The sequence below is a fragment of the Aestuariibaculum sp. M13 genome (assembly GCF_024723255.1).
GTDB lineage: Bacteria > Bacteroidota > Bacteroidia > Flavobacteriales > Flavobacteriaceae > Aestuariibaculum > Aestuariibaculum lutulentum.
Map to the genome: position 1 here is coordinate 335606 of NZ_JANIAC010000005.1, position 22012 is coordinate 357617.

Annotated in this window: 21 protein-coding genes and 1 other RNA gene; 13 read left to right on the forward strand and 9 right to left on the reverse strand. The window is 34.5% G+C overall.

The window, feature by feature from the left end; all coding sequences use genetic code 11:
• Positions 1–24: 24 nt before the first annotated feature.
• Entirely contained in the window at positions 25–768 is a 744-nt protein-coding gene (locus NO995_RS16900) for a hypothetical protein (RefSeq protein ID WP_258228521.1), read from the forward strand.
• A 23-nt stretch (positions 769–791) separates the two neighbouring features.
• On the opposite strand, the gene NO995_RS16905 is transcribed toward NO995_RS16900, so the two are convergent.
• Entirely contained in the window at positions 792–3308 is a 2517-nt protein-coding gene (locus NO995_RS16905) for a TonB-dependent siderophore receptor (protein WP_258228522.1), read from the reverse strand.
• Positions 3259–4944, reverse strand: a complete 1686-nt coding sequence (locus NO995_RS16910) for a M23 family metallopeptidase (protein ID WP_258228523.1) — start codon at positions 4942–4944, stop codon at positions 3259–3261. Before NO995_RS16910 ends, NO995_RS16905 begins: the two co-directional genes overlap by 50 nt.
• A 175-nt stretch (positions 4945–5119) precedes the next feature.
• On the opposite strand from NO995_RS16910, the gene NO995_RS16915 reads away from it, so the two are divergent.
• The 4 genes from NO995_RS16915 to rny all read left to right on the forward strand — a co-directional run bounded on the left by NO995_RS16915 (position 5120) and on the right by rny (position 7514).
• Entirely contained in the window at positions 5120–5410 is a 291-nt protein-coding gene (locus NO995_RS16915; RefSeq protein ID WP_240573114.1) for a hypothetical protein, read from the forward strand.
• 15 nt (positions 5411–5425) lie between these two features.
• Complete coding sequence (locus NO995_RS16920) at positions 5426–5719, forward strand: cell division protein ZapA (protein WP_240573112.1); 294 nt, start codon at positions 5426–5428, stop codon at positions 5717–5719.
• Between the two features lie 54 nt (positions 5720–5773).
• A non-coding RNA gene (gene ssrS / locus NO995_RS16925) (6S RNA) lies at positions 5774–5880 on the forward strand.
• 59 nt (positions 5881–5939) lie between these two features.
• Positions 5940–7514: a ribonuclease Y gene (rny, locus tag NO995_RS16930; protein ID WP_240573111.1), complete on the forward strand. Its 1575-nt coding sequence runs from the start codon at positions 5940–5942 to the stop codon at positions 7512–7514.
• Positions 7515–7565: 51 nt separating this feature from the next.
• Here rny and xerD read toward each other — a convergent pair whose 3' ends face one another.
• The 3 genes from xerD to NO995_RS16945 all read right to left on the reverse strand — a co-directional run bounded on the left by xerD (position 7566) and on the right by NO995_RS16945 (position 9171).
• Positions 7566–8462 carry a site-specific tyrosine recombinase XerD gene (gene xerD, locus NO995_RS16935; RefSeq protein ID WP_258228524.1) on the reverse strand — a complete coding sequence of 299 codons (897 nt, stop codon included), beginning with the start codon at positions 8460–8462 and terminating at the stop codon, positions 7566–7568.
• 182 nt (positions 8463–8644) lie between these two features.
• The gene (locus NO995_RS16940) at positions 8645–8965 is read right to left on the reverse strand and encodes a TM2 domain-containing protein (RefSeq protein ID WP_240573108.1); all 321 of its coding nucleotides are present in this window, start codon (positions 8963–8965) and stop codon (positions 8645–8647) included.
• A gap of 65 nt (positions 8966–9030) precedes the next feature.
• Complete coding sequence (locus NO995_RS16945; RefSeq protein ID WP_258228525.1) at positions 9031–9171, reverse strand: hypothetical protein; 141 nt, start codon at positions 9169–9171, stop codon at positions 9031–9033.
• 208 nt (positions 9172–9379) lie between these two features.
• On the opposite strand from NO995_RS16945, the gene NO995_RS16950 reads away from it, so the two are divergent.
• The 4 genes from NO995_RS16950 to NO995_RS16965 all read left to right on the forward strand — a co-directional run bounded on the left by NO995_RS16950 (position 9380) and on the right by NO995_RS16965 (position 11555).
• Positions 9380–10231: a hypothetical protein gene (locus NO995_RS16950; protein ID WP_258228526.1), complete on the forward strand. Its 852-nt coding sequence runs from the start codon at positions 9380–9382 to the stop codon at positions 10229–10231.
• A 17-nt stretch (positions 10232–10248) separates the two neighbouring features.
• Positions 10249–10665, forward strand: a complete 417-nt coding sequence (gene aroQ, locus NO995_RS16955; RefSeq protein WP_258228527.1) for a type II 3-dehydroquinate dehydratase — start codon at positions 10249–10251, stop codon at positions 10663–10665.
• 102 nt (positions 10666–10767) lie between these two features.
• The gene (locus NO995_RS16960; protein ID WP_258228528.1) at positions 10768–11271 is read left to right on the forward strand and encodes a hypothetical protein; all 504 of its coding nucleotides are present in this window, start codon (positions 10768–10770) and stop codon (positions 11269–11271) included.
• Entirely contained in the window at positions 11268–11555 is a 288-nt protein-coding gene (locus NO995_RS16965) for a hypothetical protein (protein WP_258228529.1), read from the forward strand. Before NO995_RS16960 ends, NO995_RS16965 begins: the two co-directional genes overlap by 4 nt.
• Before the next feature lie 265 nt (positions 11556–11820).
• Here NO995_RS16965 and lpdA read toward each other — a convergent pair whose 3' ends face one another.
• Positions 11821–13197, reverse strand: coding sequence for a dihydrolipoyl dehydrogenase (lpdA, locus tag NO995_RS16970; protein ID WP_240573102.1), 1377 nt, complete (start codon positions 13195–13197; stop codon positions 11821–11823).
• A 117-nt stretch (positions 13198–13314) separates the two neighbouring features.
• Between lpdA and NO995_RS16975 the strand changes: the two genes are divergently transcribed.
• Together NO995_RS16975 and NO995_RS16980 are read left to right on the forward strand one after the other, a co-directional pair.
• The gene (locus tag NO995_RS16975; protein WP_258228530.1) at positions 13315–14604 is read left to right on the forward strand and encodes an NAD(P)/FAD-dependent oxidoreductase; all 1290 of its coding nucleotides are present in this window, start codon (positions 13315–13317) and stop codon (positions 14602–14604) included.
• A gap of 114 nt (positions 14605–14718) precedes the next feature.
• Positions 14719–15645 (forward strand): nuclear transport factor 2 family protein, encoded by a 927-nt coding sequence (locus NO995_RS16980; RefSeq protein ID WP_258228531.1) that lies wholly within the window; start codon positions 14719–14721, stop codon positions 15643–15645.
• 52 nt (positions 15646–15697) lie between these two features.
• On the opposite strand, the gene NO995_RS16985 is transcribed toward NO995_RS16980, so the two are convergent.
• The gene (locus tag NO995_RS16985; protein WP_258228532.1) at positions 15698–16249 is read right to left on the reverse strand and encodes a DUF1572 domain-containing protein; all 552 of its coding nucleotides are present in this window, start codon (positions 16247–16249) and stop codon (positions 15698–15700) included.
• Positions 16250–16266: 17 nt separating this feature from the next.
• Positions 16267–16740 carry a peptide-methionine (R)-S-oxide reductase MsrB gene (gene msrB / locus NO995_RS16990; protein ID WP_258228533.1) on the reverse strand — a complete coding sequence of 158 codons (474 nt, stop codon included), beginning with the start codon at positions 16738–16740 and terminating at the stop codon, positions 16267–16269.
• 165 nt (positions 16741–16905) lie between these two features.
• Between msrB and NO995_RS16995 the strand changes: the two genes are divergently transcribed.
• Positions 16906–17721: a M48 family metallopeptidase gene (locus NO995_RS16995; protein ID WP_258228534.1), complete on the forward strand. Its 816-nt coding sequence runs from the start codon at positions 16906–16908 to the stop codon at positions 17719–17721.
• 93 nt (positions 17722–17814) lie between these two features.
• A complete protein-coding gene (locus NO995_RS17000; protein ID WP_258228535.1) occupies positions 17815–19206 on the forward strand; it encodes an MFS transporter in 1392 nt (463 codons plus the stop codon).
• Positions 19207–19275: 69 nt separating this feature from the next.
• On the opposite strand, the gene NO995_RS17005 is transcribed toward NO995_RS17000, so the two are convergent.
• Complete coding sequence (locus NO995_RS17005; RefSeq protein ID WP_240573092.1) at positions 19276–21822, reverse strand: ATP-dependent Clp protease ATP-binding subunit; 2547 nt, start codon at positions 21820–21822, stop codon at positions 19276–19278.
• Positions 21823–22012 lie beyond the last annotated feature (190 nt).

The window sequence follows — 22012 nt, forward strand, 5'->3', positions numbered from 1 at the left end:
AGTTTTAATTAATTCGATTACAAAATGTTAAAAATTGTCCCTATAGCGCTAACAGCGTTTTGTCTCTCATTTAGTTTAAATGCTCAAATAGGTATTGGTACTACTAGTCCAGACGAATCTTCAATTTTAGATATCTCTTCTGAATCTCAAGGTATGTTAACGCCCAGAATGACTACTGTTCAAAGGGTAGCTATATCTAATCCTGCAAAGGGTTTATTAGTGTTTGATACTAATGAAAATGCATTTTATAATTTCGACGGAACAAATTGGGTAAGACTTATTACAGAAAGTAGTATTAGTGATTATACAGGTTGGGCTGACTATTCCGATGGAGTATATACCGAAGCAAGTCCTTTAAGTTTAACAGCAAATAACAAAATAACATTACCTAATCATGCCAACACTATCAGAGATAGTCAAAAACCAATTGATGTGACTGAATTTTACAATTCTACAAATTCTACTATTACTGGGAGAAATGGAGACGGAATTAATATTGTAATAGAATTTAAGGTTAAACCAACGGTTAACCAAACTACAAAAATTACGGTGTCTGTTGATATAGGTGGAGGTATTGGAGAATTGTATAAAAGAGATTTTATTACTTCAAAAGGTGTTGGAGTTCAACATTATTATTTAAGTTCGTTTAATGCTTATACTTTAGATACATGGGAAGCAAATGGAGGAACTGTAAAAATAGTATCTGATTATGCTTCAGATGTTTATGATATTCGATACATAATAACCAGAACTCATAAGGCGAGATAAGTTTTGTGATTTAAGGTTTTATTTTAAAACTTCATAGTTGTTCTCACATTAAATACTCTTGGTGTTAAATAATTAGGAATACCATATTGTCTTTTAGTATATACATCTCGTACCCAAGTGTTGGTGATGGAATTTTGCACATCGAACATGTTGTAAATTTCGAAACCAAAAGACAGTGCTTTAAATGGTTTTTTCCAGCCACTGTTAAATTGTTTATTTGCATCAACTAAAACAAACTGTAAGCCTAAATCGGCACGTTTATAATCAGGCAATCGGTTTTGGTATTCGTAAACATCGGCATAGCTCGGGGACCCACCTGGTAATCCTGTATTGTATACTAAGTTTAAATACACTTTTAAATTAGGGACGTTTGGTACATAATCCTGAAATAAAGCAGCAAATTTCAGACGTTGATCGGTGGGTCTGGCAATATAACCACGTTCATCGATATTCTCTTCAGTATTTAAATATCCAAAGCTGAACCAAGATTCTGTTCCAGGCACAAATTCACCATTTAAACGCATATCCAGTCCATAAGCATAAGCTTTGGCATTGTTTGAAGCACGGTAGCGAATGCGAACGTTTTCAAGGGTATAGGTGTTAACGTCATTCAGATTTTTATAGTAAGCTTCGGAAGTTAGTTTAAACGGGCGATCCCACATTTTAAAACTGTAATCATTTCCTAATACAATATGATACGATTGTTGAGCTTTAACACTGGGTTGAACCACACCGTTGGCATCACGAAGTTCTCTGTAAAAAGGAGGCTGGTAATATAATCCAGTAGCCACTCTAAACAGCATATCTTTTTTCCAGTCTGGTTTTATTGCAAATTGAGCCCTTGGACTAAAAACAGTTTGGTTTGTTTTTTCAATACCCATACCATTAACCGACCAGTTATGGGCTCTTACTCCAGCATTGTACCAAACATCGCTGGACCCAATAGTGCTACGTTTACTCCATTGTAAATAGGCTTGTATACGGTCTATTTGTGTTTTATTTACGCTTCTTACATTCTGAAAAGCCTCCAATGGTCCTGAATACGCAACATAAGGTTGTTCATTTGGTGATGTTTTTGGCGGACGAATAGAAAACCCTGCCGAATCGATTACTTCCCATTCAATTAATCGGTCGCGAATATCTTCATGGGTATATTTTACAGACCATTCGAATCTATTGTCATTAATCTTATAATCCCCTTTGTGCCCAAAATTACTTATTAAGGCATCTAAATCGTTTCGTCCATGATTTAGCTGACTTCCAATACCGCGGCTATATTCAACTTCACCAAGATTTTCACCACCTATATCCGTATTTACTTCGCCTAATCTGTACTGTGCTAAGATATCAAAATACTCTTCTTCCATGGTATGATAGGTTGAGGCTAATAAATTTAAATTCAAATTATCGTTAGCGAAATAGGTGCCTTTAAAAGCGCCAAAAAAGGTACGATACTGATCTTTTTCCTGTCCTTCGTAAAACACCAAAAGCGCTATAGGGTCGCTAAATGTACCGAAGTTCGTTTGGCGTGTTTCGGGTTGGTAATTGTACTTGTTTATGGAAGCATTTCCTAAAAAGCTTAAATGAAATTTATTTGAGAATTTATAAGTTAAATAGGTTTGAATATCAGCAAACGAAGGCTGATAATTCGTTTCTGTTTCTTTTTCATCTACCAACAAGCTGTTGTCGCGATAACGTATACCAGCGATACCTGTAAACTTTGAATCTTTACTAATGTTTTCAACGGATATGCTTCCGCCTAATAAACTTAAATCTGTATTAACTTCAAATTGATAAGGTGTTTTGTAAGTGATATCTAAAACCGATGATAATTTGTCGCCGTATTTAGCTTGAAATCCACCGGCTGAGAAATCGACGTTTTGTACTAAATCTGTATTCACGAAACTTAATCCTTCCTGTTGCCCTGAACGAATTAAAAACGGTCTGTAAACTTCAATACCATTTACATAAACCAGATTTTCGTCGTAATTACCACCTCGTACAGAATACTGTGTACTCAGTTCATTATTATTGCTAACGCCCGGAAGGGTTAAAAGCAGGTTCTCGACACCGGCGTTTGCTCCCGGGATTTTTCGAATTGTTTCCGGTTTTAAAGTGATAATGCCTTCAACCTCTTTTTGACTTGTATTATTGATAATTACCGTTGCAATTTGCTCGGTTGCTGTATTCATTACCGGGTTGAATTCAAGTATTTCACCATTTTTAAGATGAAATTTGCTTGATACCTTTTTATAAGACAGGTGAGTGAATTCAACCGATATATCTTGATTCGCCGGTATATTAAAAATGTAGAATCCATTATTATTGGTGGTGGTTCCGCTGGTATTCCATTTAATATTTACGTTAGGAATAGGAGTATTGTTATCGTCTAAAATGATTCCTTTTATAGTTGCTGTTTGAGATATACCAGAAATTGATACAATAAAAAACAGAAGGGTAATAACGTAAAATTTGCTTTTCAAAAGTAATTTAGTTTTTTCTATAGAATACAGACTCAAATGTAGAACTATTTCCAACATTATCGGTAACTATAAGTTTGAAATTATTTTTAGTTTCCGTTGAAACATGATCGTTAAAATCGAAAGTTAGTGTTTTGTTTTTATATTCATATTCCATTAAAATCCACTTACCATTTATAGTTGCTCTGTAATTTGAAATTCCAGATCCGGAATCATCAATTTTTAACTTTAAAAAGCGATAGTTGCTTATCCACTGTTCGTTTTTAAAATTAACAGCAGTAATGGTTGGGTTTGTGGTATCTGCCGTTAAGGTATAAGAACCCAAATATTTAGTATTAGCAATTAAAGTATCTCCAACCCGTTTTGTTTCGGTATATATAGGGTAGTTGTTTTTTCTTCCAACCAATCTGGAAATAAACAACTTGTTTTTATCTGCATCATTGAAATGACTGACATTAAAATTAATGTTGAAATTATTCTTAGTCGGAATAATATCTTTATGTAAAGTTAGTGTATCGTTTTTTACATTAAAATCGATATAGAAATTTTCGTAAAATGTATTGGGGTAAAAGTGAACGGCTACGTTTCCAGCTTTTAAATTAGTGCTTTGGTTGGCGTATATATAATAAGGTGTTTTTTCTTCGGTTTTTACAGAAGAGGTTTTGTTGCCTTTAATATTTACTGTAACCCAGGCTTCATTATTTTCAAAATCTAAAATTCGAATTTTATAGATAGAGTTTGTGCTGTCGGCAATAATTAAATTTCCGTTGTTTAACTCCGGGCTATATAAACTTAAGCTATTGTTTTGATTGAATAATTTTTGAACACGATGTTTGGTTTCTGTGTAATGTTCATAATCGATAAGCTGATTAATGTTTCGCGACTCATCAAAAGAAAACGATTGGAAATTGATTTCAAAATTCTGATTACCGTTTAAAAACGATTGAATCTGATAAACACCATTAGAGTTAGCTGCTAAATTTTGTCTGTCGTTGGTTTCAACCCCAATCCCAATAGTTCCGTAGGCTTCAATGTTTTCGGTAGTATAATCACCTGAAGCCAGAGGTATTAATCTAAGTTTTTGTTTTTTGTTTGAATTGTTTACCGTTGAAGAATCGTTTAGCGGATAGGCGTAAACAGACTTAACAGTTGGTTTTGTGGTGTCTGCGACATCAATTCCAAAAAGCATGGGGTTCAATGTATGTTCTTCTTTGTTTCTAATTTCAAAATGCAGGTGTGGTCCGCCAGAACCACCAGTATTTCCACTGTAAGCCACATGCTTTCCTTTTAACACTTTTATTTCGTCGGCGGTAGGGAATAATTCAATTTCATAAGATTCTGCTTCGTATTGATGCTTTTTTACATAAGTTTCAATCTCTGGAGCAAACTTTTGTAAATGTGCGTAAACTGTTGTGTATCCGTTAGGGTGGGTAATATAAAGGGCTTTGCCATAGCCATAATGAGAAATTTTAATACGACTAATAAAACCATCGGCAGCAGAGATAACTCTCAACCCTTCTCGCTGCTGTGTTTTTATATCTAAACCGGAATGAAAGTGGTTTGATCGCAATTCAGCAAAGGTTCCAGAAAGAATTAATGGCACCTCTAAAGGATTGCCAAAATAATCCTGAGGGTAATTATTCTGAGCCTGAGTAATTAAAGAAAAAGTTGTAAGTAGAAATAGGACTAATCGCATAAAAAAGTAGTTGTTGCTAAGTTATAAATTTGGTGTTACACTGCAAAAATAAAAGAAAAATCAAGCCATTACATTGATTTAGAGTATTAACGAGAAATTTCAAATTTTATTAAAAAACAATTGTTATTTATACTAAGGTATGTTAACTTTGTGTAATAAGTATTGAAATTTGCAAATGGGTAATATTGAAGATATTGTAGATTCTTTAGAAAGCAAAATTAGCAAAGTATTACATAGATTAGAGCTTTTAAAGCTTGAAAACTCGAAGCTAAAGGAAGAATTAGTAGCTTCAAGACAAGAGATTTCGGCCCAAAAAGAGCATATTGCAAACTGGGAAGAGAAATATGAAGCTCTTAGAATGGCAAATACAATACTTGGCAGTGACGAAAGTAAAAGAGAAACTAAGCTTAAAATAAATGCTTTAATTAGAGATATAGATCATTGTATTGCTCAGCTCTCAGATTAAACATAAAACAAATCAATGTCAGACAAGCTTAAAATAAAGCTATCTATAGCAAATAGGGTATATCCTTTAAATATTGACCCGAGTCAGGAAGAAGGATTGCGTAAAGCAGCTAAGAATATCGAGGCAATGATTAAGCAATTTGAGCAAAGTTATTCTGTTCGAGATAAGCAAGATGTATTAGCGATGTGTGCATTACAGTTTGCGGCTCAGGTGGAGCAGAAGTCTATTGATAAGGAGCATGTAAACGAACATGTTGAAGATAAATTAAATGCGTTAAACGATTTACTTCAATCTTATTTAGTCTCTTAGCGTTCTTTAAAATAAGTTAAAAATACTGCCTGCATTAGTGATTTTTTTTGATAAACTCAACGTTAATTCTTTAAAAAGGGTGAGTTTAAGTTGTTAAAGCATGCTGCCTTGAGCAGACCCTTGATCAGCTTGTTAACCCTAAACTTGTTTTTAAGGAGTTTATACAAAACTTTATACTGGTGTGGGCTTTTTTATATGTTTAAATCAACTAAAATCAATAATGGATAACTCAATTATATTAATTGCAGGAGGGGGAGTCATAGGGATAGCAATAGGTTTTGTTATTGCTAAGGTATTAGAAAAAAACAATGCATCTAAACTGGTAAAGGAAGCCAAGAAAAGTGCCGGTTTAATTATTAAAGAAGCTAATAGCGAAGGCGAGGCGATAAAAAAAGATAAAATTCTTCAGGCCAAAGAGAAATTTATCGAGCTTAAGTCTGAGCATGAAAAGGTGATTTTATCTCGTGATAAAAAAATGGCGGAAGCCGAGAAACGTACACGTGATAAAGAATCTCAGGTGTCTAGTGAATTAGCTAAAAACAAAAAACTTAACGAAAGTTTAGACGCTAAATTAAAGGATTACGATCACAGACTAGATGTTTTAGATAAAAAACAGGAAGAAATAGATCGCTTACACAAAAGCCAGGTAGAACAACTGGAAGTCATTTCAAGTTTATCGGCTGAAGAAGCTAAGGCACAGTTGGTGGAGTCTTTAAAAGGAGAAGCAAGAAACGATGCGATGGCTTATATTCAAAATGCTTTAGAGGAAGCTAAATTAACGGCTGAGCAGGAAGCTAAGAAAGTCATCATCAACACAATTCAGCGTATTGGTACAGAAGAGGCGGTTGATAACTGTGTGTCTGTATTCAACATTGAATCAGACGACGTTAAAGGACGTATTATTGGTCGTGAAGGTCGTAATATTAGAGCTATTGAAGCAGCTACGGGCGTAGAAATTATTGTAGATGATACACCTGAAGCTATTATTCTTTCTTGTTTTGATGCTGTGCGTCGCGAGGTAGCTCGTTTATCGTTACACAAATTAGTAACTGATGGTCGTATTCACCCGGCGCGTATTGAAGAAGTGGTTCAAAAAACACAGAAACAAATCGAACAGGAGATTATCGAAGTTGGTAAGCGTACAGTTATCGATTTAGGTATTCACAATCTGCACCCTGAATTAATCAAGATGGTAGGTAGAATGAAATACCGTTCGTCTTACGGACAAAACCTGTTACAACACTCGCGTGAAGTTGCTAAACTTTGTGGAGTTATGGCTGCTGAACTTGGTTTAAATCCAAAATTAGCGAAGCGCGCCGGTTTATTACACGATATTGGAAAAGTGCCGGATGCTGAAGCAGATATGGAAACGCCTCATGCTATTTTAGGTATGCAGTGGGCAGAGAAATTCGGAGAGAAAGAAGATGTGTGTAATGCGATTGGAGCACACCATGACGAGATTGAAATGAAATCGTTATTGGCGCCAATTATTCAGGTTTGTGATGCTATCTCAGGAGCAAGACCAGGGGCAAGACGTCAGGTGTTAGATAGCTATATTCAACGTCTTAAAGATCTTGAAGATATTGCTTTCGGATTTAACGGTGTTAAGAAAGCTTATGCTATTCAGGCTGGTAGAGAGTTACGTGTTATTGTTGAAAGTGAAAAAGTAGATGATCAAAAAGCTGCTGATTTATCATTCAACATATCTCAAAAAGTTCAAACTGATATGACTTATCCAGGACAAGTTAAAGTAACGGTTATTAGAGAAACCAGAGCGGTAAATATTGCGAAGTAATTATCGTTTTAATAGATATTAAAAAAAGCCTCAACACATGTTGAGGCTTTTTTATTTTCTGGGATGATACATTTCTACCACTTTAGTTAAATGGCTTTTATCTAAATGCACATAGATTTCGGTGGTTGTAATGCTTTCGTGACCTAGCATGAGTTGAATGGAACGTAAGTCGGCGTTATTTTGTAAAAGATGTGTTGCAAACGAATGTCTGAAGGTATGTGGCGAAATACTTTTCTTTAATCCAATTTTATCAGCTAATTGCTTTATGATGGTAAAAATCATGGCGCGTGTTAATTGTTTGCCACGACGATTTAAAAACAAGGTGTCTTCATGTCCGGGTTGGATAGGTAAATGATTTCTAATTTCACTACGGTAAATATTGATGTATTTTTGAGTGACTTCAACAATTGGAACAAAACGCTGTTTATCACCTTTCCCTGTTACTTTAATAAAACCTTCATCAAAAAATAAGTCAGAAAGTTTTAAATTGATGAGTTCGCTAACTCGTAAACCACAGCCGTAAAGGGTTTCTAAAATGGCCCGGTTACGTTCGCCTTCAGGTTTACTTAAATCTATAGCGCCAATAAGTTTGTCTATTTCTTCTTCAGATAAGGTATCAGGAAGTTTTCGTCCTATTTTTGGAGACTCAATAAGATCTAACGGATTGGTTTCACGGTAATCTTCAAAAACTAGATAATTAAAAAAACTACGTAAACCGGAAATGATTCGAGACTGTGATCTGGCATTGACTAGCTTTGCCGTTTCATAAATAAACTGCTGAATACTTTCCGTTTTTATATCTATAGGAGAAATAGCATCATTATGAGCTTCTAAATACTTTATAAGTTTTCTAATGTCAAGAGAATAATTATCGATAGAGTTTTGAGATAGCCCTCGTTCTATTTTTAAATATAACTGATAATCTTTTAAAGCGTTTTCCCATTTCATGAAGGTAAAAGTAAGGTATTTCTATTTTAAACAAATTGAAGCATGTAAAAATTGTTTTTAATAAAATAAAAAAGCCGGAAGAATACTTCCGACTTTTTTATCTATTCAGAAAGATTAGAATCTCTACTAAATGGTTATTGATTTAATTTTGGTTGATTGTTGGTAATAATTATGAAATTATATTAGAATCTACCAGTAATCATGTTAATTAAATCGATAATCCACCAAACACCTAATCCCATCGCTGTAACAATGAATACAATGTTCCAAAGGATTGGTTTTCCGTAGTACCATCTGTGTCCTGCAGCCCATCCTAAGAAGAACCATAATAAAATACCAATCACTAAATTATCACCTACAGCAGAAGCTATTGGTGTTAAAACTTCAGTGGTTGTCGAACTGCCAGCTAATTCTGTAACTGTTCTTTTTACAGGAAAAGATGCGTAACTAGTAGCGTATGAAACTAAAGTCACTAATAATGTAAGTAAAAATTTAATTTTCATAATTAATCATTTTTATGTTTGTTGATACAATTTAAAAAAAAATCCTGTATCTATCTAATAAACACTTAGTTATTTTCTTTCATAATATATTCTTCTTTTCTTACTTGCTTATTAATTGCAGGAAGGGTTGCGTTTATAAAGGTTTTTTTATATTTCTTAATATTGATTTTTTTTGAAAATGCATTTAATAAAGAAACAATACCCATTTATTTCTTTTAAGAGTTAGCTGTCTTGTAGACCGATAATAACAACAAAAAAAATACTTTATTAACGAAGAAACGTAGGGGCTTGATTTCGAAAGTAAAAACAAGAATAATGTCAGTAAAAATTTAGTTTTAAAAATTAATTATTTTATGTTTGTTAATGTAACCTGTCAAAAAAATTAATATGTTAAGAAACCGCCTTTTATTTTTTATGGTATTAGTTTATCCAATATTTATTAGTGCTCAGGAAGCCTATGAATATATCGGATTTGTTAGAATTAATGATACGGTTAATATTGCTTATAAAGTTTCTTTAACCGAGCAAAAAGGAGAGGTGAAGGGTTATTCGTTAACAGGTATGGGCGGAGAGCATGAAACCCGATCAACTATTCGTGGCGAATATTATGAGGATAAAAAGCAATTAAATTTTAGAGAAACGGGAATTGTTTATACCAAGTCTCCTGTAAATCAGAATGATTTTTGTTTTATAAATACAACAATAGAAAATTTTTCTTTTAAAAAGGACAATAAGATTAAAGCTGATTTTATTGGTTTGTTTCCAGACAATACGAAATGTATTGATGGAGAAATTATGTTGAGCCCTTTAGAAAAAATGGAAGCCAAGTTTGATAAAGTGATGACTAAAATAAATAAGTCGAAGCGTGTGTCAGATAGTATTAAGGAGAAATTGAGCTCTATGAAAATGATGGATTCCCTTAATATGAATATACTTCGTAAAGATCAAACTTTAAGTGTGTTTTCAAAATCCAAGAATGTCTCTTTAATTATTTACGATGGTGGAAAAGAGGATGGCGACAAAATAACCATTTCAGTAAACGGTAAAACCTTGATTTCAAATTTTGAAGCAACTAATAAGTCAAAACAAATTAATCTTGATTTAGCCGAAGGAAAAACGTCTATTGTAATTAATGCTGTTAACGAAGGAAGCATAGCTCCTAATACTGTTATTGTGGAGTTGAAAGATGGAGACAATACCATAAAAGCCATGTCTAATTTAAAGAAAGGTGAGAAGACACAAATAGATTTTTTAAAAATTAAATAAGTACGACATAAACTTAAATGAAAAAGCTAATTATTATTAATGGTCCGAATTTAAACCTATTAGGAAAACGCGAACCAGCCATTTACGGCAGTTTAAGGTTTACCGAGTTTTTCGATACCATTAAAGAGAAATATGAAGGTGTAACATTAGAGTATTACCAATCTAATGTTGAAGGCGAAATTATAAATAAACTGCACGAAGTAGGTTTTAGTTACGATGGTGTCATTTTAAACGCCGGAGCATATACACATACATCAATAGGTATAGGGGATGCTATAAAAGGCATTGAAACACCAGTTGTAGAAGTGCATATTTCTAATACATTTGGTCGAGAGGAATTCAGACATCAATCGTATATTTCTCCTAATGCCAAAGGAGTTATTTTAGGTTTTGGTTTGCAAAGTTATGAGTTAGCTATTCAAAGTTATATTTAGTTCTGTTTAACTTTAAATTGTAGTTTATTTATGATTGTATTGTGAGTTTTTTAACATGATTTACTCTTAGGTTTGTGTTATTAATCATAAAACAAATCAATCATGAAAAGAAACTTACTGCTATTATTCCTATTTTTAGGATTAATTAAATTACAAGCTCAAGAATTAAAAGTCGCAACAAGTTTAGGATCGAATGGTGGAGTAAATAATTTTGCTCTCGCTCTTGACGCAACTTATTTAGTGAATATAAATAAGAATTTAGATTTTGGTTTTACAACTGGAATGTCTTATTGGTTCAAAAGTGATGAATATGACTTGTCTGGTTTAAAGGTTTCAAGAAGAGGTGATATTAAAATGCTTCCAATAGCGTTAAGCAGCCGGTTTAATTTTACTGAAAAGTTAACCTTGGGTTTAGATTTTGGATATGCATTCGCAATAGATTCTCATCCTTATTCCAGTGGTTTTTATTTTGCTCCTAAAGTTCAATATGAACTTTTTAAAAATACTGATATAGTGTTAGCCTATAGGCTGTTCAATATGGATTCTTCAGTTGATGTCGGACCCAATATTGATATGATGTCGTTAGGTGTTGAATTTAAGTTATGAGTAAAAAACTAACACTTCATTTATTTGCTTTTATTGGAGTTTTACAATTAAATGGGCAGAATTTACAAAGTAAAACCTCTATTGAAGATAGTAGTTCTACATTTGAATTAACCAATGATTTTAATATTTTCAGAATTAACAGTAATCTGAATATTCTTCATAAGGCACAAACAGTTGATTTTGGGATCTATTCAAAATTTGAACTGCCAGTTTTGTTAAGGATAAAATTAAGCGAAAAGTGGAAGTTGTTTAGTGGTGCGAATTTAATGTTGTTTAAGGACTGAATGACTGGTATTGATTCGCCTTCATTAAATGCAAACTTTGGTATTGAATATGAGCCTACAAATAATTTGATATTAAATGTTCAATTTAATTATAGACTTTCAAATGATAATCTCATAAAAACAGATTTCACTTCTGGTTCAAGAGAATCATTTACCGTTGGGTCTAAATTAAAATTTTAAAGAAATAAAAAAAGGTTCCAGTAAAACACTGGAACCTTTTTTGTATCTAAAAACCTAATTTTCTGACTTATCTAAAAAGTCTGTATTAGATATGAATTACTTCGTCGTATGCCGCAGCAACAGCTTCCATAACCGCTTCACTCATAGTTGGGTGAGGGTGAACTGCTTTTAATACTTCATGACCTGTAGTTTCTAATTTTCTGGCAACAACAGCTTCAGCAATCATATCGGTAACACCAGCACCAATCATATGGCAACCTAACCATTCACCGTATTTTGCATCAAAAATAACTTTTACAAATCCGTCTTTGTTTCCGCCAGCACTTGCTTTTCCTGAAGCTGAGAATGGGAACTTACCGATTTTAACCTCGTATCCTTTTTCTTTTGCTTGTTTTTCAGTTAAACCAACGCTTGCAATTTCAGGAGTAGCGTAAGTACAACCAGGAATATTTCCGTAGTCTAAAGCTTCAACGTGTTGTCCAGCAATTTTTTCAACACATAAAATACCTTCAGCCGAAGCTACGTGTGCTAAAGCCTGACCAGGAGTAACGTCTCCGATTGCGTAATAACCTGGAATGTTAGTTTGGTAGAAACTGTTTACTAATATTTTATCGCGGTCTACAACAATACCAACATCTTCTAAACCGATGTTTTCAATGTTTGTTTTGATTCCTACAGCACTTAAAATAATGTCTGCTTCTAAAACTTCTTCTCCTTTTGCTGTTTTTACAGTAGCTTTAACACCATCACCAGAAGTATCAACTTTAGTTACTTCAGCAGATGTCATAATATTAATTCCGCTTTTCTTGAATGAACGCTCTAATTGTTTAGATACATCTTCGTCTTCAACAGGAACAATGTTTGGTAAGTACTCAACAATAGTTACTTCAGTTCCCATAGAATTGTAGAAGTATGCAAACTCCACACCAATAGCTCCCGAACCAACAACAATCATTTTCTTTGGTTGTTCAGGTAAAGTCATTGCTTCTCTGTATCCAATTACTTTCTTACCGTCTTGTGGTAAACTTGGTAATTCGCGAGAACGTGCTCCGGTTGCAATAATAATATGGTCTGCACTATATTCAGTTCCGTCTACGTCAACCTTTTTACCAGGTTTAAGAGTTCCGTAACCGTTAATAACATCAATTTTATTCTTTTTCATTAAGAACTGAACACCTTTGCTCATGCCTTCCGCAACACCACGGCTACGTTTTACAACGGCATCAAAATCGTGTTCTGCTTCCTTAACTTTTAGTCCGTAATCTTCAGCATGCTTAAGATACTCAAATACTTGGGCAGATTTTAGTAACGCTTTGGTTGGAATACATCCCCAATTTAAACATACACCACCAAGGTTTTCTTTTTCAACAATGGCAGTTTTAAAACCTAACTGCGATGCTCTAATAGCCGTTACATAACCACCAGGACCACTTCCAAGAACAATAATATCGTATTTACTCATGAGATTTTTTTAATCGTTATTTTTCCGGCTACGAATTTACGAAACCTTATTCATATAAAGAATTTAGAACCCATTAAATTTGTATCTTTTATTACCTTTGTTAGTAAGATTTACTATATGAACATACCCAGAACAAGTTTTCCCCGAGTTGTAATTATAGGTGGTGGTTTTGCAGGCGTATCGTTGGCAAAAAAGTTATCAAAGCAGGAAGTACAGGTGGTTTTGTTAGATAAGCATAATTACCACACGTTTCAACCATTACTATATCAGGTGTCTACCGGCGGACTGGAACCAGATTCTATAGCTTATCCTATTCGTAAAATTCTAAAAGACTTCCCTAATTTTCATTTTAGACTGGCAAATGTTGAAGAAATAAATACAGAAGCTAAAAAAGTAATCACCGATATCGGAACTTTAAAATTCGATTATTTGGTGGTCGCTTCAGGTTCTAAAACCAATTATTTCGGAAATACTGAAATAGAAAAGAACAGTATGGCGATGAAAACCATACCACAATCTTTAAATTTAAGGAGTTTAATTCTTGAAAATTTTGAAGATGCTTTATTGACTTCAGATTTAAATGAACGTAATGCCCTTATGAATTTCGTAATTGTTGGCGGCGGACCAACAGGAGTAGAGTTGGCGGGTGCATTGGCGGAAATTAAGAAAGGGATTCTTCCTAAAGATTATCCCGATTTAGATACACGTATGGCTCAAATTCACATCATTCAATCTGGCGATTGTGTGTTAAAGGGGATGAGTGATAAGGCATCAGCTAAAGCGGAAGACTTTTTAGAAAAACTTGGTGTGCATATCTGGAAAAATGTACGTGTAACCAATTACGACGGGAAAACGGTAACAACAAATTCCGATTTAACTTTTGAGACTGCGACCTTAATCTGGGCAGCAGGTGTGAAAGGAGCAACCATAAAAGGTTTGGATGCTTCTGAATTTATAACCAGAGGAAACCGAATTTTGGTTAATGAGTTTAATCAGGTAAAAGGGTTCAATCATATTTTTGCAGTAGGAGATGTCGCTTTCATGGAAACTGTAGAACACCCTGAGGGATTCCCAATGATGGCGCAGCCGGCTATTCAGCAAGGAAAACAATTAGGCGAAAATCTGTTGCGCTTAATTGAAGGAAAGTCAATGAAACCTTTTGAGTATAAAGACAAAGGAGCTATGGCAACTATTGGTAGAAATAAAGCAGTAGTCGATTTACCAAAGTTTAAATTTCAAGGTATTATTGCCTGGTATGTTTGGATGTTTGTGCATTTGTTTTTTCTTATAGGATTTAGAAACCGAATGGTTGTTTTTATTAACTGGGTTTATAATTATGTGCGTTTCGATAGAGAAGCCAGATTAATTATCACACCATTTAAAAGGACTCTAAAGTCGAAATTCTAATTTCTGTTTTTTCTTATTTCATTGGTAGGAAATGAAATATAGTCATGTAATCTGTTTATTATCAGTTATTTTGAGTAAATTTAAAAAGATTAATTAACCAAAAATTTATTCAAAATGAAAAAACTCGCTATTATCTGCATGATGGTACCCTCACTCATCATGTACTCTCAGACAAAAAAAAACGGAACTATTTACATTGAACATCCTGCCATTAAAGTTGTAGAAGACATGACTAAGGCTTTTGTGGAAGGCGATACTGTTAAAGTTGCCAGTTATTTAGCAGACGATTTTAAGGCCTATAATGGTATGAATACAGACCCCGATAACGAAGGCGTCGATAAAAGCCGATATCTAAAACAAGTGGCCTTTTGGAAAAATAACACCTCTTATTTAAGTATTGAACGAGCTAAGGGAGCCTATCCTGATGCCTTGGAGTATAAAGAATCGGGGTTGTGGGTGCAAACCTGGGATTATTTAAAAGGTGTTCACGACAAAACGGGGGTGAAATTAAATATGCAACTCCACAGGTTATTTGTTATAAATGATGATAACAAAATTAAGATGGTGATTACCTATGACGATGGTACTGTGTTTGATGCTATTGGTCAGGCACGAGACGTAAGAACAAATGGTACAATTTATAATGAGCACGAATACATAAATAAAGTACGTCGTATGGTAAGTGCGCTTGAAAATGCCGATGTAGAAAAAGGCTTTAGTTACTTCACCGAAAATGCTAAATTTTCGAATTTAGATATGGCTGATGGCGAAACTCATACTTTAGCCGAAGAGAAAGAAGGCTTTACAAAAATGCTGGAAGACTGGACTATTGATGCTATTGATGTGGTGGGTTATCCAGATTATTTAGAGTACGAAATTTGGGGAGGCAAAGTCGTGCAATCCTGGTGGAAAGTTAGAATGACGCGTAAAAAAGACGATAAGAAATTTGTGCTACCAATGATGTTGACTCATAATTTTAATGATGACGGCATGATTGTTAGAGAAATAGGATATTACACCATGAAAGCTTTAATGGATTAAAAAAGATTACGAGAATGAAACAGCCTTCAAAATTAAATTTTGAAGGCTGTTTTTATAAATCATCGGTAAAATGCTTTCTTGATTTTTCCTGATTAAATTTTTTAGTATTATATGTTGAAGATTGGCCTTTCGGAATTGATAAAGATTCCCAGTCTTCACCTTTTAATAATTTTCCTAAAAATACAATTTGGCCAATATGGTAAGAGTAATGTGCTAATTGCCGATTGATGGCCTCTAAAACCGTATGTCCTTCATTTCTAATGTAAATAATAGTTTCTAAATCTGGAGTTGTTAGTGGTGTAATCCCTTTAAATAAACAATGCCAGCCACTTTCCCAGGATGCAATCATGTCTTCTTTTGAGGTGTAAGAAGCAATGAATTCATCTTCTCGATTGCGCCACGATTTCTCGCCGTCTTCGGCTAAAAAATTAGTCCAGCGGCTTAACATATTGCCAACCATATGTTTGGCAATAATCGAAATACTATTGGAGTCCTCACTACTTTGCCAGGAAATTTCATCAAAAGTCAGCTGATTAAAGGTTTTGTCTCCCAAACTTTTGTAGTATTCAAACTGCTTAATAATACTGGTTAAATAACTTTCCATAGGTTAAAATTAGGGTTTTATTTCTTCTCAGGAATAAATTTTAATGCCACACCATTAATACAATGGCGTTTTCCTGTGGTATTTCTGGGGCCGTCGTTAAACACATGTCCTAAATGACCCCCACATGTAGCACAATGTTCTTCTGTTCCATATATAGAATGCGAGTCGTTAGAGTAAGCAACATTGCCTTTTATTTCCTGATCGAAACTTGGCCATCCTGTTCCTGAATCAAATTTATTGGCGCTTTTAAAAAGCGGGGTATTGCAGGCTTTACAAACATAAGTCCCTTTTTCGTAGTTTTTATTTAAGGGGCTTGAAAAGGCAGGCTCTGTTCCAGAATTGCGCATCACATGGTATTCCCGTTCAGTTAATTGTTGTTTCCATTCAGTATCTGTTTTAGAAACTTTATAGCTGATTTTGCTTTCTTTTTGAGCGTTGCCGTTACAACTGAATAAAACAATAGATAAGGTAAGAAGCAATATATTTTTCATGAGCTGATGTGTTTTTACAGAAAATCAGTCGAAGGAGATGATTAAAAATAACAGAAGTCTTGTGTATAATTTTTATTTGTTTAAGTGACTTCTAAAAATTGAAAGCGTCTAAAAAGAGAAAGGTACAATTTTTGTACTTTTATACCATATTTAATCCAAATTACGATGAAACTGAAAAAAACACTTATAGCTACAGGAGTAGCCGCGATTGTACTTTCGTGTGCTACAAATCCATTTTCAGGAAAGAAAACGATGGCGTTTGTTTCTAACGATCAATTATTTCCAACGTCTTTTGCACAATACAATCAATTCTTATCAGAGAACAAAGTTGTTACCGGTACAGCCGATGCTAATATGGTAACACGAGTAGGACAAAAGATTGCAAAAGCTGCCGAACGTTATTTAGATGCTAATGGATATCAAGGCTATTTAAATGATTATAAATGGGAGTATAATTTAGTGAATGACGAAACGGTTAACGCCTGGTGTATGCCTGGAGGTAAAATTGTAGTGTATACGGGGATTTTACCGGTAACTAAATCTGAAGCAGGTTTGGCGGCAGTAGTAGGACATGAGGTAGCTCATGCATTGGCAAACCATGGTCAGCAGCGTATGAGTGCAGCTTATGTTCAGCAAGGTGTGGCATTGGCAGGAAATGTAGCCTTATCTGGAGATCAGAAGTCGTTAGATATTTTCAATCAGGCTTACGGCGTTGGTTCTCAGGTAGGTGTGATGTTGCCTTTTAGTCGTTCGCATGAAACAGAAGCTGATGAGATTGGATTATATTTAATGGCTATAGCCGGTTATAATCCAGATGAAGCAGCAGAATTATGGAAACGCATGAATGCGCTAGGCGGTGAGGCACCACCAGAAATGTTAAGTACACACCCGTCAAATGAATCGCGTATTGCTAACTTAACAGCATTGGCACCTAAAGCAAAAGCGGAAGCCGCTAAATTTGGGGTGACGTCATTTAAGTAAAATTTCATCAAGAAGAAGTTAAAAATATTTGTTTACTTTGAGGCTGCTCGTTTTGAGCAGTCTTTTTTATTTAAAAACGATTAAGGTTACTTTATGAAGCAATTAGAAAAAGGAAGTAAGAAACTATTAAATGCGTGGGCTTTTTACGATTGGGCAAATTCGGTTTATAGTTTAGTTATCGCATCGGCTATATTTCCTATTTTTTATGGTGCGCTTTTTAGAATTGCAGACATAGAAAAAGTATCAGTATTTGGAGGTGAAATCTCAAGAGCACCTTTAATTAGTTACACCACATCCTTGGCTTTCGTTTTTATAGCTATTGTAACACCCTTGATTTCTGGAGTTGCCGATTATTTAGGAAATAAGAAGGTTTTCATGAAGTTTTTCTGTTATCTGGGTGGTGTTTCATGTATAGGTTTATATTGGTTTTCATTGGAGCATATTTATTTCAGTCTGGCGTGTTACTTTTTTGGCTTAGTCGGTTTTTGGGTAAGTTTTGCTATTAATAATTCGTATTTACCGGATATAGCGTTCATCAATCAACAAGATAAAATTAGTGCAAAAGGATTTTCATTAGGCTATATAGGAAGCGTAATTTTATTAGGTATAAACTTAATGATGATAATGTTTCCTGAATTTTTTGGATTTGATTTAAGCATATCTGAGGATATAATGAAATCTGGAGATGTAGAAATAATAAAAGAGGCATTAGAAGATGTTAAAAATGAAGCTTCATTTAAGGCTATGAAATATTCATTTATCTCTGTAGGCATTTGGTGGATAGGTTTTAGTCAGTATTCATTTTACTATTTGCCAAAAGGAAACAAAAAGGGAACTGAAAGTCCGAAGAAGAATATCATCTTAAACGGTTTCAAAGAATTAAAATTAGTTTGGAATCAATTGGCTCACAATGTAAAACTGAAGCGTTATTTAGGCGCCTTTTTTGTGTATAGTATGGCAGTTCAAACGGTTATGTTAATCGCTACTTATTTTGGTGAAGAAGAAATCGCCTGGGGAACCGATGCTGAACGTACTATGGGACTAATTGTAAGTATTTTGGTGATTCAAGTGGTTGCTATTTTAGGGGCTGTAGTTACAGCGAGAATTTCAAAAGTGTTTGGAAACATAAAAACCTTAATAGGAATTAATGTGATTTGGGCGATAATTTGTGTGTATGCGTATTACGTTATCACGCCAGTGGATTTCTATATCGCGGCCGGTTTTGTGGGTATTGTTATGGGTGGAATTCAAGCGTTATCAAGATCGACATATTCTAAATTTCTTCCGGAAACTAAAGACACGACGTCGTTTTTTAGTTTTTACGATGTTGCTGAAAAGATAGGTATTATCATTGGAACATTTTTGTACGGTTTTGTAGCACAGTTTACCGGAAGTATGCGTAATGCCGTGTTGTTTTTATTTATATTCTTTTTTGCAGGGATTGTACTCTTGTTTAGAGTACCAAAAGAAGTTGATATGAAATAAGCTTAATTAATAAACATAAAAAAGCCCGAAAGTAAATTTCGGGCTTTTGTTTTTATAAAGAGAATCAAATTATGATTCTGTTGGATTATTTTCAGCTTTTTGAATACTGATATCTAATTCCTGAGTTGTATCGTTTAAATCGATAGCAATGGTATCACCTTCTTCAACATGAGAAGTGATTATTTCTTCAGCAAGTGCATCTTCAATGTATTTTTGGATGGCACGTTTTAAAGGTCTAGCACCGTATTGTTTATCGAAGCCTTTTTCAGCAATATAATCTTTAGCTTTATCACTTAGTTTTAAGATGTATCCTAAATCTTTAATACGAACTAAAAGTTTGCTTAATTCGATATCTATAATCTTGTTGATGTCTTCTTTTTCAAGTGCATTAAACATGATGACATCATCAATTCTGTTTAAGAATTCAGGAGCAAACGATTTTTTCAGTGCGTTTTCAATAACACTCTTCGCATTGGCGTCTTCCTGAGCTTTTTGCGATGATGTTCCGAACCCGATTCCAGTACCAAAATCCTTAAGTTTACGAGCTCCAATGTTTGAAGTCATAATGATGATTGTGTTTCTGAAATCGATTTTACGACCTAGGCTGTCTGTTAAATACCCATCGTCAAGCACCTGAAGTAACATGTTGAATACATCAGGGTGTGCTTTTTCGATTTCGTCTAATAAAATTACAGCATAAGGTTTACGTCTAACTTTTTCAGTTAACTGACCACCTTCTTCGTAACCCACGTATCCTGGAGGTGCTCCAATTAATCTAGAGATGGCAAATTTCTCCATGTATTCGCTCATGTCGATTCTAATTAATGAATCTTCACTGTCAAATAACTCTCTGGATAACACTTTGGCTAACTGTGTTTTACCAACTCCCGTCTGACCTAAAAATATAAATGAACCAATTGGTTTATTCGGATCTTTAAGTCCGGCACGATTACGCTGAATGGCTTTTACAACTTTAGCAACTGCTTCATCCTGACCAATAACTTTACCTTTAATTAAGTTTGGTAAATCGGCAAGTTTATTAATTTCAGTTTGCGCTATTTTGTTTACAGGAATGCCAGTCATCATCGAAACGACGTCGGCAACGTTTTCTTCAGTAACCACTTCGCGATGCTGCTTGGTGTCTTCTTCCCATTTTTCCTGTGCAACAGCTAACTCTTTTTCAATACGTTTTTCATCATCTCTAAGCTTAGCAGCCTCTTCGTATTTCTGTTTTCTTACCACAGCATTTTTGGTTTCCTTAATAGCTTCAAGCTGTTTTTCAAGCTCGATAATTTGTTTAGGAACTTCGATGTTTGTGATGTGAACACGTGAACCAGCCTCATCTAAAGCGTCGATTGCCTTGTCTGGTAAGAAACGCTCCGTCATATAACGGTTTGTTAATTTCACACAGGCTTCAATAGCTTCAGGAGTGTAATCCACATTATGGTGTTCTTCGTATTTTGCTTTAATATTATTTAAAATCTCAATGGTTTCAGAAACACTTGTAGGTTCCACAATTACCTTTTGGAAACGACGCTCTAAAGCACCATCTTTTTCGATATACTGTCTGTATTCATCAAGTGTAGTAGCACCAATACATTGAATTTCACCTCTAGCCAATGCAGGTTTAAACATGTTGGAAGCATCTAGACTTCCGGTTGCACCACCTGCGCCAACAATGGTATGAATTTCGTCGATGAATAAAATAACATCGTCATTTTTTTCTAGCTCGTTCATAACGGCTTTCATACGCTCTTCGAACTGTCCACGGTACTTGGTTCCGGCAACTAAACTTGCCAAATCTAAAGTCACCACTCGTTTATTGAAAAGAATTCTGGACACTTTTCGTTTAATGATTCTAAGCGCTAAACCTTCGGCGATGGCAGATTTACCAACTCCGGGTTCACCAATTAAAAGCGGGTTGTTCTTTTTGCGACGACTTAAAATTTGCGATACACGCTCAATTTCTTTTTCTCTACCAACAACAGGGTCTAGTTTGCCTTCTTCGGCTAAAGCGGTAAGGTCGCGACCGAAGTTGTCTAAAACAGGTGTTTTAGATTTCTTATTGGTTTTACCTGTTGGGCTGTTGAAAATGTCTTTTGACGCATCATCATCAGAACTCGTATCATCTTGAAACGATTCTGCTTTTGGCTCTATATATTCATTATCGTTTGTAATCATAAATTTAAATTGTTCTTTAACATTATCGTAGTCAATTTTTAGCTTATTTAAAAGCTTGGTAGTGGGGTCGTTCTCGTTTCTTAAAATACACAGTAGAAGGTGTGCAGTGTTGATAGAAGAACTTTGAAACAGTTTAGCTTCTAAAAAGGTTGTTTTTAGCGCGCGTTCTGCTTGCCTAGTAAGGTGCAGGTTCTTTTTTTGGTTTGTAGCTGCCGCAATATTAGGGTTCGCAGGACTTAATATTTCAACTTTTCGTCTTAGATGATTTAAATCCACATCTAAAGCGTTTAGAATATTTATAGCCTTACCGTCTCCATCGCGTAATAACCCAAGCATCAAATGTTCGGTGCCAATAAAATCATGACCCAAACGAAGCGCTTCTTCTTTGCTGTAGGCAATTACGTCTTTTACTCTTGGTGAAAAATTATCATCCATAATTATTTCCTTTCTGCATTAAAAATACTAAAACATTTTACTAAAGGCAAAAACTATACCCTAAAATGTGTGAAAGTTGCTAATTGACAAAAAAAACTTCATAAAATCAAAATTTAGCTAATCATTTTTATTAACTAAAAAAAGTGTTAAAATTGTTAATAAAAATACGAAAAAACACAAGAAAAAGTCA

Bases quoted from the DNA above. Each gene is read 5' to 3' on its own strand.
- NO995_RS16900 (WP_258228521.1), top strand. From the start codon at position 25: ATGTTAAAAATTGTCCCTATAGCGCTAACAGCGTTTTGTCTCTCATTT.
- NO995_RS16905 (WP_258228522.1), bottom strand. From the start codon at position 3,308: ATGTTGGAAATAGTTCTACATTTGAGTCTGTATTCTATAGAAAAAACT.
- NO995_RS16910 (WP_258228523.1), bottom strand. From the start codon at position 4,944: ATGCGATTAGTCCTATTTCTACTTACAACTTTTTCTTTAATTACTCAG.
- NO995_RS16915 (WP_240573114.1), top strand. From the start codon at position 5,120: ATGGGTAATATTGAAGATATTGTAGATTCTTTAGAAAGCAAAATTAGC.
- NO995_RS16920 (WP_240573112.1), top strand. From the start codon at position 5,426: ATGTCAGACAAGCTTAAAATAAAGCTATCTATAGCAAATAGGGTATAT.
- rny (WP_240573111.1), top strand. From the start codon at position 5,940: ATGGATAACTCAATTATATTAATTGCAGGAGGGGGAGTCATAGGGATA.
- xerD (WP_258228524.1), bottom strand. From the start codon at position 8,462: ATGAAATGGGAAAACGCTTTAAAAGATTATCAGTTATATTTAAAAATA.
- NO995_RS16940 (WP_240573108.1), bottom strand. From the start codon at position 8,965: ATGAAAATTAAATTTTTACTTACATTATTAGTGACTTTAGTTTCATAC.
- NO995_RS16945 (WP_258228525.1), bottom strand. From the start codon at position 9,171: ATGGGTATTGTTTCTTTATTAAATGCATTTTCAAAAAAAATCAATATT.
- NO995_RS16950 (WP_258228526.1), top strand. From the start codon at position 9,380: ATGGTATTAGTTTATCCAATATTTATTAGTGCTCAGGAAGCCTATGAA.
- aroQ (WP_258228527.1), top strand. From the start codon at position 10,249: ATGAAAAAGCTAATTATTATTAATGGTCCGAATTTAAACCTATTAGGA.
- NO995_RS16960 (WP_258228528.1), top strand. From the start codon at position 10,768: ATGAAAAGAAACTTACTGCTATTATTCCTATTTTTAGGATTAATTAAA.
- NO995_RS16965 (WP_258228529.1), top strand. From the start codon at position 11,268: ATGAGTAAAAAACTAACACTTCATTTATTTGCTTTTATTGGAGTTTTA.
- lpdA (WP_240573102.1), bottom strand. From the start codon at position 13,197: ATGAGTAAATACGATATTATTGTTCTTGGAAGTGGTCCTGGTGGTTAT.
- NO995_RS16975 (WP_258228530.1), top strand. From the start codon at position 13,315: ATGAACATACCCAGAACAAGTTTTCCCCGAGTTGTAATTATAGGTGGT.
- NO995_RS16980 (WP_258228531.1), top strand. From the start codon at position 14,719: ATGAAAAAACTCGCTATTATCTGCATGATGGTACCCTCACTCATCATG.
- NO995_RS16985 (WP_258228532.1), bottom strand. From the start codon at position 16,249: ATGGAAAGTTATTTAACCAGTATTATTAAGCAGTTTGAATACTACAAA.
- msrB (WP_258228533.1), bottom strand. From the start codon at position 16,740: ATGAAAAATATATTGCTTCTTACCTTATCTATTGTTTTATTCAGTTGT.
- NO995_RS16995 (WP_258228534.1), top strand. From the start codon at position 16,906: ATGAAACTGAAAAAAACACTTATAGCTACAGGAGTAGCCGCGATTGTA.
- NO995_RS17000 (WP_258228535.1), top strand. From the start codon at position 17,815: ATGAAGCAATTAGAAAAAGGAAGTAAGAAACTATTAAATGCGTGGGCT.
- NO995_RS17005 (WP_240573092.1), bottom strand. From the start codon at position 21,822: ATGGATGATAATTTTTCACCAAGAGTAAAAGACGTAATTGCCTACAGC.